The organism is Hyalangium minutum, from assembly GCF_000737315.1.
GTDB classification, from domain to species: domain Bacteria; phylum Myxococcota; class Myxococcia; order Myxococcales; family Myxococcaceae; genus Hyalangium; species Hyalangium minutum.
This window is the reverse complement of record NZ_JMCB01000015.1, coordinates 75,948-90,741: the sequence shown is the minus strand read 5'-3', so window position 1 is coordinate 90,741 and position 14,794 is coordinate 75,948. Positions and strand designations below refer to the sequence as shown.

Annotated in this window: 11 protein-coding genes; 6 read left to right on the top strand and 5 right to left on the bottom strand. The window is 68.7% G+C overall.

Going from position 1 to position 14,794, the window contains the following annotated elements; translation table 11 throughout:
- Positions 1–83 precede the first annotated feature (83 nt).
- Positions 84–845, bottom strand: a complete 762-nt coding sequence (locus DB31_RS32620; protein WP_044195044.1) for a hypothetical protein — start codon at positions 843–845, stop codon at positions 84–86.
- 201 nt (positions 846–1,046) lie between these two features.
- Between DB31_RS32620 and DB31_RS32615 the strand changes: the two genes are divergently transcribed.
- Positions 1,047–4,004 carry a tetratricopeptide repeat protein gene (locus tag DB31_RS32615; RefSeq protein ID WP_052420436.1) on the top strand — a complete coding sequence of 986 codons (2,958 nt, stop codon included), beginning with the start codon at positions 1,047–1,049 and terminating at the stop codon, positions 4,002–4,004.
- Positions 4,005–4,010: 6 nt separating this feature from the next.
- On the opposite strand, the gene DB31_RS51460 is transcribed toward DB31_RS32615, so the two are convergent.
- The 4 genes from DB31_RS51460 to DB31_RS45420 are packed head-to-tail and all read right to left on the bottom strand — an operon-like array spanning position 4,011 to position 8,303.
- A complete protein-coding gene (locus DB31_RS51460) occupies positions 4,011–4,736 on the bottom strand; it encodes an Imm52 family immunity protein (RefSeq protein WP_044195042.1) in 726 nt (241 codons plus the stop codon).
- Positions 4,737–4,750: 14 nt separating this feature from the next.
- Positions 4,751–6,184, bottom strand: a complete 1,434-nt coding sequence (gene sitA5, locus DB31_RS32605; protein ID WP_044195039.1) for a SitA5 family polymorphic toxin — start codon at positions 6,182–6,184, stop codon at positions 4,751–4,753.
- 22 nt (positions 6,185–6,206) lie between these two features.
- Positions 6,207–7,415, bottom strand: coding sequence for a dienelactone hydrolase family protein (locus tag DB31_RS32600; protein WP_083968960.1), 1,209 nt, complete (start codon positions 7,413–7,415; stop codon positions 6,207–6,209).
- Between the two features lie 33 nt (positions 7,416–7,448).
- Positions 7,449–8,303, bottom strand: a complete 855-nt coding sequence (locus tag DB31_RS45420) for a DUF4097 family beta strand repeat-containing protein (RefSeq protein ID WP_052420435.1) — start codon at positions 8,301–8,303, stop codon at positions 7,449–7,451.
- Between the two features lie 163 nt (positions 8,304–8,466).
- Between DB31_RS45420 and DB31_RS49780 the strand changes: the two genes are divergently transcribed.
- The 5 genes from DB31_RS49780 (at position 8,467) to mutY (ending at position 14,660) form a co-directional block, all read left to right on the top strand.
- On the top strand, positions 8,467–8,697 hold the full coding sequence (locus DB31_RS49780) for a DUF7218 family protein (RefSeq protein ID WP_044195034.1): 231 nt from the start codon (positions 8,467–8,469) through the stop codon (positions 8,695–8,697).
- Positions 8,698–8,745: 48 nt separating this feature from the next.
- Entirely contained in the window at positions 8,746–11,331 is a 2,586-nt protein-coding gene (locus tag DB31_RS32585) for a carboxypeptidase-like regulatory domain-containing protein (RefSeq protein ID WP_044195030.1), read from the top strand.
- A gap of 89 nt (positions 11,332–11,420) precedes the next feature.
- Entirely contained in the window at positions 11,421–12,674 is a 1,254-nt protein-coding gene (locus tag DB31_RS32580) for a sensor histidine kinase (protein ID WP_240486986.1), read from the top strand.
- A gap of 49 nt (positions 12,675–12,723) precedes the next feature.
- Entirely contained in the window at positions 12,724–13,539 is an 816-nt protein-coding gene (locus DB31_RS32575; protein ID WP_044195383.1) for an SDR family oxidoreductase, read from the top strand.
- Positions 13,536–14,660: an A/G-specific adenine glycosylase gene (gene mutY / locus DB31_RS32570; protein ID WP_044195027.1), complete on the top strand. Its 1,125-nt coding sequence runs from the start codon at positions 13,536–13,538 to the stop codon at positions 14,658–14,660. Before DB31_RS32575 ends, mutY begins: the two co-directional genes overlap by 4 nt.
- The last annotated feature ends 134 nt before the right edge of the window (positions 14,661–14,794 follow it).

Genomic DNA, 14,794 nt, shown 5'->3' with positions numbered 1-14,794 from the left:
GGGGGCGGGTAAGGAACCAGGCAAATTCCTCACCCAGCGAGGGAGTACCCCTTCACTCCCCGTCGGGTCCTGCCTCCTGGGGCCTACTGGCGAGGGCGGAGCTGGAAGCGATCGTTGGGGAGGCGAGGCAGGCGTCCCTCTCCGCCGGTCGAGCCGGAGTCGCGCGCCCGGGCCTCGTGGACGAGCCCGACGACGTAGCGCTGGGCAATCTGCATGTCCCGGCCCTTCAGGTTGAGCTGGTCCAGCTGCGGCTGGGCCGCCTTGAGGATCTGCCCCTTGCTCCGGAGGGAGACGTCCTTGGCGAGGTCCAGACCGAGGTTCTTCAGCTTGTCACCCACCTGCTTCACGTTGGACGAGAAGTCCAGCAGGCGATCCATCCGGAAGCAGCACTGCGGATCGCGGCTCGACGAAGGCCCCCTCGAGGCCGCCGCTACCGCGTTGGTGAGGCCCTCCTTGACCTTGCCATAATCCTGCTGCAGCGACTCGGAGAGCCGCAAGGCGGTCACGTCGATGGCCTTGGTGCGCTCTTCCTCCGTCGGCAGCTTGGAGATGCGCGTGCCCAGCTTGGCGAACACGTCGCGGTACGGCTCCAGCGAGGGATCCAACTCGAAGTCCAGGTCGGTGCTCGACGGCTTCGCCGAGACCGAGGCCGTGCCCGCCCCCGTGATGCCGGTGTTCCCGGTGGCTGCGGTGCTCGGGCGCGCCGAGGCCGTCTCGAAGCCGTCAGAGGGGCGCTTCGTGGTGGGGACAATCCCGGTGTTCGAGGCCGCAGCGGAGGCGGGGGCCGACGCCGGGCGCGAAGCGACGCGGGGGACCGGGGCGAACTTGGGGGAGTCGATCTTCATGAGGAGGAGCCTCAAGGGTTCTGGAAGAGACTGCGATCACTGGAATTCTCACATCCTTAAAGCCAAAAGTTGCGTCGGGTCGGGCAAAAGCCCCAACTCCTTGGATTTCCTGGGCTTTGCCCCCCATGTGCGCCTTCGGCCGCAAACCCACGATAATGGAGGACGCCACCCGTAGGATCACACGGCAGGGACCATCCGCACATGGGGCACCTCGACACCGCCGAAATCACCCGGTTCCTCCGGGGCCAGCTCTCGCCCGAGCGCTCCGCGGAGGTGGAGCGCCACCTGGCGGGCTGTGAGCAATGCGCCGGGCGGCTCTCCGCCGAGACGGATGGGGCCACCGACGCGCTACCGGCGGCGGAGCAGAGCTACGTCACGGCGGCGGTGTTCGCCGAACAGGCGCCGCCCATCGATCCCTCGCCTTCGCCTTCTGCTTCACCCACGGTTCCTCCGGTGTCCGCGGCGGTAGAGGCCGTCATGCCCCAGTGGGTGAAGGAGGGGCGCACGCCCGATCGCGGCGAGCAAGTGGGGCGCTACCTCGTCCTGGAGAAGGTGGGCCAGGGCGGCATGGGCATTGTGTATTCGGCGTGGGATCCGGATCTGGGCCGCCGCGTGGCCATCAAGCTGCTGCGCACGGACAAGCAGCACGCCGAGGGGCGGACGATTGGCCAGGCGCGGCTGCTGCGCGAGGCGCAGGCGATGGCGCGCGTGTCGCATCCGCATGTCATCTCCGTGTTCGACGTGGGGACGCTGGGCGAGGGCGTCTTCGTCGCCATGGAGTTCGTGGACGGCACCACGCTGAAGAAGTGGGTGAAGGACGAGAAGCACTCGTGGCACGAGGTGCTGGACACCTTCCTGTCGGCGGGCCGGGGCCTTGCGGGCGCGCATGCGGCGGGGCTGGTGCACCGGGACTTCAAGCCGGACAACGTGCTGATTGGGAAGGATGGACGGGTGCGGGTGACGGACTTCGGCCTGGCGCGCATGGCCGAGGACGGGGTGGAGCCAGCGCGGCCCGCGCTGCCGGAGGGAGCGCTCGATCACGCGGCGCCGGAGCTGGTCCAGGTGACGCTGGATGGCCAGGCGGTGGGTACGCTCATGTACATGTCCCCGGAGCAGCGGCGCGGAGAGGCGCCCGATGCACGCGGGGATCAGTTCAGCTTCTGCGTGGCGCTGTACTGGGCACTGTTCGGGGTGTGGCCGTTCGATCGCACGCGCTCGTCGGCGCGGGATGCGGACTACAGCCCGCCCTCCTCTCATAAGGGGACCTCGCGGCCGAGCCAGCGGCCCGGAGACTTGCGCCCCATCGATCCGGTGACGGGAGCCTTCGAGCCACCCAAGGACTCCAAGATTCCCGCCTTCATCAAGAAGGCGATCATGCGCGGCCTGGCGCCCGACCCGGGGCATCGCTTCCCATCGATGGACGCGCTGCTGCGAGAGCTGGAGTACCGGCCTCGGGTGAGGCGGCTGGCGGCGGGAGCGGCGGCGCTGACGGTGGTGGCGCTGGGCAGCGGCTATGGGTGGTATGCGCATCGGGCCTCGCAGGCGCAGGCGCAGCTGTGCACGGGCGCGGAGCAGAAGCTGGCGGGCATCTGGGATGACGCGGCCCGGAAGAAGGTGGCCGATGCGCTGGTGGCCACGGGGAAGCCCGAGGCGGCGGATGTGGCCTCGCGGGTGACGCGGATGCTGGACACGTACGCGCAGGGCTGGGTAACGGAGAGCACGGAGGCGTGCCGCGCCACGCGGCTCCGGGGCGAGCAGACGGAGCAGTTGCACTCGCTGCGCGTGGTGTGCCTGGAGCGGCGGCTGCAGGACGTGAAGGCGGTGACGGGCGTGCTGGCCTCGGCGGACGCGGCACTGCTTCCCAAGGCGGTGGACACGGTGGCGGTGCTGCCCTCGCTGCGGGCCTGTGCCGACGTGGCGACGCTGAGCCAGGTGGAGGCACCGCCGGAGGATCCGAAGATCCGCGGGGAGATCGACCGCATCTCGGGGGAGCTGGCGCGGCTCAAGGCGATGACGGACGCGGGCCGCTACAAGCCGGCGAGGGAGGTGGCGGAGCAAACGGTGAAGGCGGCCTCCACGCTGGGCTACCGGCCCCTGGTGGCCGAGGCGCTGTACGGGCAGGGCTTCCTGGAAGCGCGCTCGGCGGACTACGTGCAGGCAGAGCGGCACCTGACGCAGGCGGTGTGGACGGCGCACGCCTCACACAATGACGCGGTGGCGGCACGGGCCATGGGCTCGATGGCGTTCACCCTGGGGGCGGATCCGAAGCGGCTCAACGAGGCGCTCCAATGGAGCGAGCTGACGAAGGCCTCCATCGCGCGGATGGGGGGCAATGAGGACCTCGAGATGGACGTCGAGACCTCGCTGGGGATCATCTATTCGAGGGCGGACAAGCCGGACGAGGCGCTGGGACACGTGGAGCGCGCGCTGCAGCTCAACGAGCGGCTCTTCGGCAAGGAGAACGCGCGCCGCCCGAGCATCCTGGTGAACCTGGGGGTGGTGCTCCGGAAGCTGGAGCGGTTCGATGACGCGCTCCAGGCGCTGCGGGAGGGCATTGCCATCCGCGAGAAGGTGCACGGGCCGACGCACCCTTCGCTTGGCAGCTTGAACTACGTGATTGCGCAGGTGCTGCTCAAGACAGGGGACATCGAGCAGGCGCGGACGTATGCGAGCCGGGCACTGGAGATCCGCCTGGCAGCCTATGGCCCCGAGCACCCCGAGGTGGGGGATGCGTACGATCTGGTGGGTATTGCGAACACGCTTGCGGGCAAGCACACGGAGGCGCTGGAGTCCTTCTTGAAGGCGATGGCGCTGAAGGAGAAGGCGCTCGGCAAGGATCACCTGTACATCTCGAACTCGGCGGTGGGAGCGGGTCTGGCGTACCTGGATCTGAAGCAGCCCGAGCGGGCCATGCCCCTCTTCGAGCGAGCCCTCGTGCTCAACACGGAGGAGGAGCCCGTCCGGGGCGATGCGTTCTTCGGCATCGCGCAGGCGCTGGACGCGCTGAAACGCAAGGAGGTGGAGGTGGTGGACGCCGCCCGAAAGGCCCGCGCGGCGTTCGTGAGCGTGAAGGACACCTTGCGCACGGCGGAGGTGGACGACTGGCTGGCGAAACGCGCGAAACCCCAGAGCAAGGTCCGGGCCGCCAAACACCCCTGAGGACGGTCAGGGCGCCGCAGCCGGCCACGGCCGCAACTTCCCGAGAAGCCCGGCGCGCGCCAGCAGTTCATGGACGCGCGCCGCGAGAGCGACATGCTCCGGGTTGGAGACAGTGAACCGCTCGGGGGTGAGGATGACGAGGGTGCCCTTGTCCTCCACCCGCTCGATGCGAACGGGAGCGGGCAGTGGGGGCACGGGGCCTCGCAGGCGAGAGAAGTACATCACCCACCCCACGAAGGTGCCTGCCTTCGGCTTCTCCGTGACGCTGTCCCGATGCGCAGTAGAAGTCACCACCCCCCACTCTGGGTCCCAAGCCACGACCATGGCTCGTAGCGCATCGGTCATTACAGAGGCGCTCAGCATCCGTGCTCCGACAGGCCCTTCATCGAAGGGTTCGAGGACACAAGTCGAAGGAAGAAAGGTGTCAGCGGAACCACACGACCCGTCGACGCCAGACGTTTCCTCTGGGCTGTCACCGGTCCACAGGTGGAAGGAAAAGCCATCCCCGATTTGATGTTCCTCCTGTGCGAACAAACTCTCGAAGTTGGCAGCGCTCGGAACGAACTGACGTTTGCGCGCTTCCTCAAAGGAGTTTGCTGCCCGATACCAGCTGTTCCAAGCCGAGTCGCAACGGCCTATCTCTTGGAAAAATCGCTCCGCACGGCGTGCGCACGCTTCGGCAGATTCGGAACGGGCGAGCCAGTAAGAACCAACGTAGTAGGTCTCAAGCATGGAGCGTCCGTACCTTATGGAACGGGAGGAACATGGATGACCTCGATGTCATCGAGGCCATTTGCCTTGAACAGCTTCCTGAGTGCACTTGCAAATCGCTCTTCAGCAACGATCCACCGGATGGGAGTTCCTCTGGCGGCCCTCAATTGGCGTCGCGCTTGATCAAGCAACTGTTCACGCCCATTGAAGATCCTGAGAAAGTCCAGGTTCTTATCAACCCACTGGGCGTAACCGGTGCTCTTGGTCTCGATGAGCCCCCCGTCGTCATAGCCATCGAACTTGACGTATTTATCTCCCAACTTGACGCGGTAGACGTGACCCTCGGGAGCGCCCGTCACCTGCACCTGATAGCGCCGGGCCTGCCCAGACATGCCCTCGCCCGCCTTGACCCACTCCCCTGGGCCACCGGAGCTGGCTGGCCCGGTCTGAGTTCCCGCCTGCCCACCGGAGTTGCCGCTCGCGGCCATGGCCATGGCGTTAGGCGCCAGCGCGATGGTGACGCCCTCAGCACTGATGGCCACCGACTCCACTTGGGCCAGCGCGGGTGCTGTAAAGCGCACGTTCAACTGCGTCCCGGCCACTACTGCCGCCTGCCCAGCGCCCGGCAACCTCGGCAGCGTCGCCGCCATCCCCGAGGCGGTGCTCCCCACCGCCACCGTGGCCAACATCACGAACGCCCGCGCAGCCTTCTCCCCCATCACTCCTGAGAACTTCTCTCCCGCCGCGTAGATGCCGTCGAAGTCTTGGGCCTCATCCACCTCCCTCATCAACACCAGCCACCCGTCGATCAGCTGCCACACCGTGTCCCAGCCCAGGTACGCCACCGCCCCCAGCGTCAGCAACGCAGCCACGCCCTTGGTCACCGGCTCCGGCAGCGCCAGCAACACCGCATACATCGTCAGGCCGCCCACCACTGTGGCCACCACGGCCTGAGGGCTCACCATTCGGGACAGCTCCTCTTTCATCACTCCCAGCACCTTGCTGTGGGCAATCGCCATGGCCGGCGCGTACTTGGCATCCCCATCCAAGAAGGGCTTGTCCACCAGCAACCGCAGGCAGTCGCCGCCTCCCCATTTCGCCTCGCACCACAGCAGGTAGCGGCGCTTCAGTTCCTCCTGCTCCGGCAGCAACCGTAAGTTCCGGGCGGGGCCTGGCTCGGACACGATGAGCCGCTGGCTTCGGCCCTCGTACCGGTACCACCCACTGCGCTCGGGCACTCCCAACACCTGCCGGGCGTACTCCAGCGGCCGCTCCACGGATGGCACAGCGCGGGCGTGCTGCGCCACGGCTTGCTGGAACGCCTCTTCGCTCACCTCCACCGGCCCCACATCGCGGCCAGGGATGTGAACGACAGGCGCGCCCTGGCCTGTCTCCAAGCGGACGACCTTCGTTGGGGCGCTGCATCCCGCCAGGGATGCGAGCACCAGCGCCACCGCCCACCGTCGCATGGAGAGCCTCCTGGCCGAGCCCTCAGGGAGCGGCCGGTTTCAGGTGTTCCACGGCTCCTGGCGGCAGGCCCGCCGCCGCGCTCGTCAGCACCTCGGGGCGCCCCTGCAAGTGAGCATCCAGGAAGACGCCCGTCACGCGCACGGTGGAGGCCCATGCTTCTGCCGTAGGAGCAGCACGTCCCGAAGGAGCCAACTCAGGAGCGATCGCCGCGGCCGCTCCCAGGCTGGTGAAGTCCAAGTGACGCAGCCCTTCCATCCGGATCAGCCAGCGGTCAGCGCCTCGCAGTGAGCGCACGAACTCGAAGTCCGGCGCCACCACCTCATCCCCCGGCTGGTACAGGTGCAGCAACGGCACGTGGAAGTCCGCAGGGCGAAAATCCGAGAGGCCCTTCAGCCAATCCTTGCCCTGTTGGTTGGCAATGCCTCCATCCAAGCTGACGAAAGCCGCCACCGGGCGCCGCAGCGAGAACAGGAACGCCGCCCGCGCCCCGAAGCTGTGCCCCACCACGGCCACGCGCGCAGGGTCCACCATCGACTCCGAACGCAGCATTGCCAGTGCACGCTCCAGGTGTCTGGCCTGAAGCCGTGCTCCAGCCAGGACATCCTCCACAGGCCCCGGAGGCAACGCACGAGCAAACGAAGGAGTCGTCGCCACCGCATAGCCCTGGCTCGCCAGGTACTCGGCCAGCAGCGCCTGATGATGCGCGGAATGAAACAGCCCCTGCGCCACGAGCACCAGCGGGAAACGTCCGGGCGCCGCCGGGGCATCCAGCCCCGCAGCAACTTCCGAGCCCAGCCAAGCCGCCACAGCCAGAGCCGGAACCCCATTCTGGAGCAGGAGTTGGTTGTACTCGGAGACAGCCTTCTCCCCAGCGGCGGCGCCCTCAGCCAGACGCGCATGAGACTCCAGGCCGGAGAGCGCCACATAGTCCCGGTAGCGCAGGCGCGAACCGCCGCGCTGCCCGCGCGCCACGGGGTACCAGAGCGTCACTTGAGGCGAAGGGGGCCCGGCTTCCTCCCGGGGAGAGAGCGCCTGCGCGGGCAACATGATCACCCGCACGCCCACGTCGAAGGGCCCCGGAGTGAGCGAGCCCCACAGCGCTGGCATTGCAGGCTTCGAGACAGCAAGGGCCTCCGCTTCCGCAGGCCGATTCCCAGCACACCCCACCAGCAGCCCTACGAGGAGGACCACTCCCCCGATCTTCCCAGGCACTCCCGCACGCTCACGCATGGCGTCATCCTCCCATGCCGCGAGCTTGGAGGCTCACTGGGAAGCCTGCGCGCCGGACGCCCCGTGATGCCGAAGCCGGATATCCCCGCTGGACGCGTGGACCTTCACCTCGGCCTCTGTCACGCCCTCCCCGACCTTCCCCTCCAGCGAGTCGGAATCCACAGTCCCTCGAACCCGGATGGGCACCTCCGTCTTCACCTCTCCCGAAGACGTGTGGGCCTCGAAGTGGAAGGACGCATCCGGAGCCACCGCCAGGGTGATGTCCCCCGAGCTGGCATCAATGTCCCAGCGGGCCCGAGCGCTCGGGGACCCTCGAACCTGCACATCCCCGCTGGAGCTGTCGACCTCGATATCTCCCGCAACCTCCTCCAGCACCACCTCTCCCGAGGAGCTGTTGACCTGGGCCGCCCCCACCTGCGTCAGCCTCACGTCCCCCGAGGAACTGTCCACCTTCACCGGGCCTTGCAGCCCTCGGACCTCGACGTCACCCGACGAGGTGTCGATGGACGCGGCGACCTCGGGAGGCACCACCACCACATAGTCGATGCTGACGCCCTGGAACATTCCATCCCCCGGCAGCTTCTTCCGCCCGAGGGAGAGCACCTGCCCCGAGACCTCCACGGGAGGCTCGCGAGCGATCTGCTCCGCCAGTTCCCGCGCCTTCTCCGGGCTGCTCGCGTACACGGAGATGCGTCCGGTGACCTGGAACCGGGCCCCCGGCACGCCCTGGATGCGGACGTCCCCCGAGGAGGTATCCACCTCGACACGCGAGAGGGGCCCCTCCCCACTCTGCTCGAACGACTGCTCGAACTGGTTGCGAGCCTCGAAATGCGCGCAGCCCACGCCCGCCAGCGCGAGCAGGAACAGCCAGCCCCATGATCTCTGCATGACACTCTCCTCCCTCTGGGTGCGACGATCGGGCTCTACGTGGGAACAGTTGTCCAATTGCACACCGCAGCGGACCTCGGGGACTTTGCGCCGACACAGGGGCTCCCTAGCCTTCGCGAGTCTGCTGCCCACCTTCGGACAGCAGAATTCAGCAGGAGCCCAGATGGCCTCGAAGAAAAGCAGCAGCAGCAGCAGCAAGAGCCGCAGCCGGAGCACCAGCCGAAGCAGCAGCAGCAGCAAGGGTGGCGCCAAGACCAAGAACCCCCGCCAGTACAAGGCGCTCAAGCGCAAGGGCATGCCCAAGGCCCGCGCCGCGAAGATCGCCAACGCGGGCAAGTCCGCGAGCCGCAAGGGCGGCAAGCGCGGCGGCTCTCGCAGCTCCAGCAAGAAGTAAGCGCCCGGCCCAGAGCCAGCCGCGTGCAGGGCGCGGTAGACTCGGGCCGTGCCCAAGACGCTGCGGCTCATTCTGGCGGTCCTCCTGCTGGCCCTCCCAGCGCTCTGGTGGGGCCTGCGCACACCGCCCGAAGCGCCCGCAGCCCCTGGCCCGGCCCAGGCCGCCGCCCGTCCAGGCTCCTCCCCTGCTTCACGTTCACCCCATACCTCGGGGACTTCAGAGGCGAAGGAGCCCGAAGACGATGATCTCCCCTCGGAGGACATCGACGCCGAGCTCCTGGAGGAGGAGCTCGCGGGCCCAGGCCCCTGCATCGAGCTGGAGGTGACAGCCCTCGGAGCGCCCGTCCCGAATGCGAAGGTGGGCGCGGTCCGGCTCGAGAGCGAGGACCTCGCTTACGACCTGACCCCCTTGCCCGTGGGCCCCGAGGGCCGCAGGCAAGCGTGGTGCAAGCCGGGAGAGTACAGCCTCGCGGCGCTCGCCCCAGGCTTCGCGGTCTCGAGGGTGAAGCTCACCGTGAAGGAGGGCGGAGCCAAGCCCATCGCCCGGTTCGAGCTGACCTCCGGCCACACCTTGACCGGGCGCGTCCTGGACAAGGACTCGGAGCAGCCGCTCGCGGGGGCGCAGCTGTCCCTCCAGCTGATAGGCGATGACTTCAGCGGCATCGTGCCGGACGTCTCCGTCACCAGCGACGCGCGAGGCCTCTTCCGGGTGGACACGCTCGTCGCGGGCACCTACCTGATCGAAGCCAAGGCCCCAGGTCATACAGAAACCTCGCTCGAGGTCGAAGTCCCCGGACGGCAGTCCGTGAGCATCGAGCTCGAGGGCACCGCCCAGCTCGAAGGCCAGGTGGTCGATGGCACGGGCGCACCCGTTCCAGGAGCGCAGGTCTGGGCCACCACCTCGGGCCGCTACTCCGAGGGCTTGGCGGAGCCAGCGGACGCGCAGGGGCGCTTCTCCCTCGAGGTCAGCGAGGGCACATACCTGCTTGCCGCGAGCGCCACGGGCTTGTCGGGCTTCCATGAGGGCAAGGTGACGGTGGCGCGCGGTGGGCTGGTGGATGGGCTCGTCATCCGCCTGCGTCTCACCGGCACCCTCTCGGGGCGGGCCTTCGTGAAGTCCACCCAGGAGCCCATCCAGGGAGCATTCCTCTCCCTTCGCCATGGGGAATCGGGGTGGACCCACAGTGTCCAGTTGCACCAGAACGGCACCTTCCGCGCGGAGCGCCTCCCGCCGGGCCTGTACTTCGTCTCGCTCTCCAAGGAGGGCTTCTCCGACACGCGGCGCGAGGACGTGCGCATCGAGTCCGGCCAGGAGACCCCGTTGGAGCTCTCGCTGATCCGCGAGGCCAGGCTGGAGGGAACGGTGACGGATGCCCTGGGCCGCCCCGCCGAGGATGCCAGCGTCCTCGTCGTGCTCGAGGCGGGCCCCGAGGGCCGGCGCCGGGTGCACAACGGAACCCCGGACGAGTCGGGCCACTACCAGATCTCAGGCCTGTCCCCGGGGCATTACTCTGTCGAGGCCAAGATCGCATGGACCGGCCAGCCCGTGACCCGCGAGCTCACGCTCCAGGAGGGTGAGACCGCTCGCGCCGACTTCGTCCTCCTGGAGTCCTTGGGCATCGTCGAGGGCACCGTGCGCCGGGCCAGCGGCGGGCATCCCGCCTACCCCGTGTCCATCGGGGCTGTCTCCTCCGAGATCAGCGACCAGACGGCCGAGGTGGATGAGCAAGGACACTTCACCCTGAAGCTGCAGCCGGGCGACTACACCTTCCGCGCGTCCTACACCGACGCGGAGGACGAGGGCCCCGAGCGCTCCGTCCGCGTCGAGGCCGGCAAGGTCGCCCGGGTGAGCCTCACCGTCCCAGACATGGTGGCGGAGACCTCGGGCATCGTCCTGAACGCGCGCGGAGAGCCCGTGCCCGAAGCGGAGGTGGGCCTGGACGATGGCGCCGAGCTGACCTCCTACACGGACACCAACGGCCAGGGGCAGTTCACGCTGACGACGTCCCTGAGCAGTCTGGGCAAGCGTGTCTCCGTGAGCGCCGAGCGGGGCGCCGAGCAGGGCTCGCTGAAGAACGTGCGCGTGGGCAGCCGAAACGTGGTGGTGCGGCTCGAGAAGGCCGCCGCCCTTCGAGGCCGGATCGTCACGGTGCGCGGCGCGCCGGTGCAGGGCTTCGAGCTGCATGTGTTCCAGCTCAAGGAGGACACCTCCACGGACCGGCTGGGTGATCGCCCCTTCGTGGGGGATACCTTCGAGTGGGTGGATCTGCCCCCGGGAACACTGGAGCTGCAGGCGCGCACCACCGATGGCCGCACCGGCAAGGTGAAGGTGCAACTGGCCGCCGGCCAAACCTCCACCGCCGAGGTGCCTGTGGGCATCCTGGCCAGCGTGACGGGCCGGCTTGTCAACGCCGCGGGAGCTGCCCTCATGCTGCAGGTGTCCCTGGATGTCGGCACACCGGGCGAGCAGCGCATCTACCCCGCTCAAGATGGCCGCTTCGAGTTCCTCGCACTCGAGCCGGGCCAGCACCGGATGGTCATCGGCACCAGGCAACACATCCTCTTGGAACTGGCCGAGGGAGAGGCGCTGGACCTCGGCAAGCTGACTCCCGGCACTGCGCCCACGCCTCGCTGATCAAATCACCGGGTAGAAGGTGACCCAGGCGCCAATGCCCCCTGCCACTGCATCCTTTTAGTGGGAAGCTTTGAGGTACCTCCGGTGTCATGGAGGTGGACGTTCTCGAGACGCATATGGACGAGGCCAAGAGCCCAGGGGGGCCCCCTCTCCCCCCGCACATCTCCGAGTCGCTGGGCCCTGAGCTGGAAGCCGCCGAGGCCCGCCTGCGCTTCGTCGTCGGACTGACGGACAGCATCATCTTCGAGATCGACGCGGAGGGGCGCTACGTGGCCATCGTGGCCCGCTCGGACGAGCTGTTGGCGGTGCCTCGGGAGAAAGCGCTGGGGCGCACCCTCCATGAAGTCCTCGGTCCCCAGGCCGCCAAGCCGTTCATGGAGCGGATCCTGCGGGTCCTGCAGACGGGAAAAACGGAGCGCTTCGAGTACAGCCTGCAGCTCCCCGCAGGGCTGTGCTGGTTCAGCGCGGACATGGTGCGGGTGGCCCACCGGCAGACGGTGGTCGTCCTGGTCCGGGACATCACCCAGCGCAAGCTCCTGGAGCAACGGCTCATTCAGGCGGATCGGCTGGCGGCCATGGGGACACTGGCGGCCGGCGTGGCCCACGAGGTGAACAACCCCCTGAGCTACATCTGCTCCAACCTCAACTTCATCTCGGAGGGCGTGGAGGCGCTGCGCTACCTGCTGAAGGCCCCTCCTGACGAGGCGACGCCCGCTCACTTACTGGCGACCCTGGATGAGTGTCTGGAGGCGCTCGCCGAGTCCCAGCAGGGCGCGCGACGCATCTTACACCTCGCGGGCAACTTGAAGACGTTCGCGCGAGGGAACGACGAGCCCCAGGAACTGGTGGACGTTCAGCGCTCCCTGAAGGCGACGCTGGCCCTGTGCCAGCAAGAGCTGAGAGGCCGGGCCCGCCTGGTCCAGCAGCTCGGAGCGGTCCCCCCCGTGATGGGCAACGCCACGCTCCTGGAGCAGGTGTTCCTCAACCTGTTGCTCAACGCGTTCCAGGCCATCCCCGAGGGAGCGCCCGGGCAGCACGAGGTGGGCGTCCGTCTCTTCGTGGAGCAGGACCACGTCGTGGTGGAGATCCGCGACACCGGTGCTGGCATGCCCGAGGCGATGATCCAGCGCATCTTCGATCCCTTCTTCTCCACCAAGCCGGTGGGAGCGGGAACGGGGCTGGGGCTGTCCATCAGCCACGGCATCATCACCCGCATGGGCGGAGACATCTCCGTGGAGAGCGCCCTAGGGCGGGGCACCTGCTTCCGCGTGCGGCTGCCCACTCCGCCGGATGCCACCGGCAGCCGCCCCTCCTCGCCCAGCGGGCAAGCACATTCGACATGAGAAAGTGAGGTGCGCCACGGCCTACCAGACAGGTAAGGTGCGCCCCACCATGTCTGACGGAGCCTTTCGGGGACGGGTTGTCCTCATCACCGGAGCATCGAGCGGCATCGGCCGGGCCGCAGCCCTCGCGTACGCGGCCCAGGGGGCCCACGTGGTCCTCGCCGCCCGGCGCGAGGAGCTGCTGAAGGAGCTGGCACGCGAGCTGGAGGGGCGAGGAGCCCAGGCGCTCGCCGTGCGCTGTGACATCACCCAAGCGGCGGACGTGGAGCGGCTGGCGCGTGAGGCCGAGGCGCACTTCGGCGCGGTGGATGTCCTCATCAACAATGCGGGCATTGGACTGTTCGGCCCGGTGGAGGCGCTCTCCGAGGAGCAGCTGCGCCAGGTGTTCGAGCTGAACTTCTTCGCCCTGGTGCGCGTCACGCAGGCCGTGCTGCCGCTGCTGCGCAAGCGCCCGGGGGGGCAGATCGTCAACGTCAGCTCGGTGCTGGGCCACCGCGGGCTGCCGCTGCTGGGGGGCTACTGCGCGGCCAAGGCGGCGGTGAACGCGCTCACCGAGTCCCTGCGCGCGGAGCTGGCCGCCGAGGGCCTCTCCGTGCTGCTCGTGTCTCCGGGCTTCACGGAGACGGAGTTCCGGCAGACGCGGCTGCACGCCCAGGGCTGGCAGCAGAACGCGCCCCCGCTGAAGCAGATGAGCGCGGAAGAGGTGGCTGCAGCCATGGTGAAGGCCAGCCGCCGCCACCGCCGGGACACCGTGCTCACCTTGCCGGGGCGGCTGATGGTGCTGGCCAACCGCCTCGTGCCGGGCCTCTTCGATGTCGCCGCCCGGCGCATGCTCCACCGCATGGCGAAGCGGCCCGAGCCATGAGGAAGCGCACCGCCGCCGCCCCCGTCCCGGAACTGCCCGAGGCCCGGAGGCTCGCGTCCATCCGCGCGCCGCTGCTCGCCTGGTACGACCGGGAGCGGCGGGATCTGCCCTGGCGCCGCACGAAGGACCCGTACGCCATCTGGCTGAGCGAGGTGATGCTCCAGCAGACCCAGGTGGCCACCGTCATTCCCTACTGGGAGCGGTTCCTCGCGCGCTTCCCCACGGTGGAGGCGCTGGCCGCGGCCCCGCTGGATGACGTGCTCGCCGGGTGGCGAGGGCTCGGGTACTACTCGCGCGCGCGAAACCTGCACCGGGCCGCGCAGGAAGTCGTGGCGCGCTTCGGAGGCAAGCTCCCCTCCTCCGCCGAGGCACTGCTCACCCTGCCCGGCTTCGGCCGCTACACGGCGGGCGCCGTGGCCTCCATCGCCTTCGGAGAGGAAGCACCGCTGGTGGATGGGAACGTAGCGCGCGTCCTCTCTCGCCTCTTCGAGGTGGAGGGCCCTCCCGGAGACCGCGCCCGCGAGGCCCACCTGTGGGGGCTGGCCCGGGCGCTCGTGAAGGGCGAGCGGCCGGGAGATCTCAACCAGGCCCTGATGGAGCACGGCGCCACCGTGTGCCGACCTGAGAGCCCGCTGTGCCTGCTGTGCCCCGTACGAGCCGCTTGCCTCGCCTTCCAGCACGGCCGCGTGAACGAGCTGCCTCCCGCCAAGGTGCGCGCCGCGCCCAAGCGCCTGACGCTCGCGCTGGCGGTGTGGCCCCACGAGAACACGCTGCTCTTCGCGCGCCGGGCCGACAAGGGGCTCTTCGGAGGCCTCTGGGAGCTCCCTGCTGCGGAGATCGACCCGGACGCGGAGGACGCCGCAGCGGCCACGAAGCTCTCGGAGTCCCTCGGAGTCTCGGTCACCGCCAAGACCGCACTGGGCACGGTGCAGCGCCAGCTCACTCACCGGGCACTCACCCTGAGGCTGCTGCGCGTCTCTGGCCGCCAGCTTCCCTCCCGTGCGCCCGCCTTTCACGAGCTACGCTGGTGCACACCCGCGCAGGCCGAGGGGCTCGGCATGAGCACCGCCATGCAGCGCGCGCTCGAGGCCGCGCTGAGGGCTGGAGTGCTGGGCGGCTGAGGTCCTTGGCTGACCGGGAACCGACCTGCCGAGTGTGGCCCGGGAAACAGCTCCCGAAGTGTCGTGTTCACACCAGAACCCACGGACCTGGGTGCGGTTCCATCCACGTGGGGTTTCCCTCATGGTTCGCCAGT

Coding starts and splice junctions, on each gene's coding strand:
- DB31_RS32620 (WP_044195044.1), bottom strand. CDS start 845: ATGAAGATCGACTCCCCCAAGTTCGCCCCGGTCCCCCGCGTCGCTTCG.
- DB31_RS32615 (WP_052420436.1), top strand. CDS start 1,047: ATGGGGCACCTCGACACCGCCGAAATCACCCGGTTCCTCCGGGGCCAG.
- DB31_RS51460 (WP_044195042.1), bottom strand. CDS start 4,736: ATGCTTGAGACCTACTACGTTGGTTCTTACTGGCTCGCCCGTTCCGAA.
- sitA5 (WP_044195039.1), bottom strand. CDS start 6,184: ATGCGACGGTGGGCGGTGGCGCTGGTGCTCGCATCCCTGGCGGGATGC.
- DB31_RS32600 (WP_083968960.1), bottom strand. CDS start 7,415: ATGCGTGAGCGTGCGGGAGTGCCTGGGAAGATCGGGGGAGTGGTCCTC.
- DB31_RS45420 (WP_052420435.1), bottom strand. CDS start 8,303: ATGCAGAGATCATGGGGCTGGCTGTTCCTGCTCGCGCTGGCGGGCGTG.
- DB31_RS49780 (WP_044195034.1), top strand. CDS start 8,467: ATGGCCTCGAAGAAAAGCAGCAGCAGCAGCAGCAAGAGCCGCAGCCGG.
- DB31_RS32580 (WP_240486986.1), top strand. CDS start 11,421: ATGGAGGTGGACGTTCTCGAGACGCATATGGACGAGGCCAAGAGCCCA.
- DB31_RS32575 (WP_044195383.1), top strand. CDS start 12,724: ATGTCTGACGGAGCCTTTCGGGGACGGGTTGTCCTCATCACCGGAGCA.
- mutY (WP_044195027.1), top strand. CDS start 13,536: ATGAGGAAGCGCACCGCCGCCGCCCCCGTCCCGGAACTGCCCGAGGCC.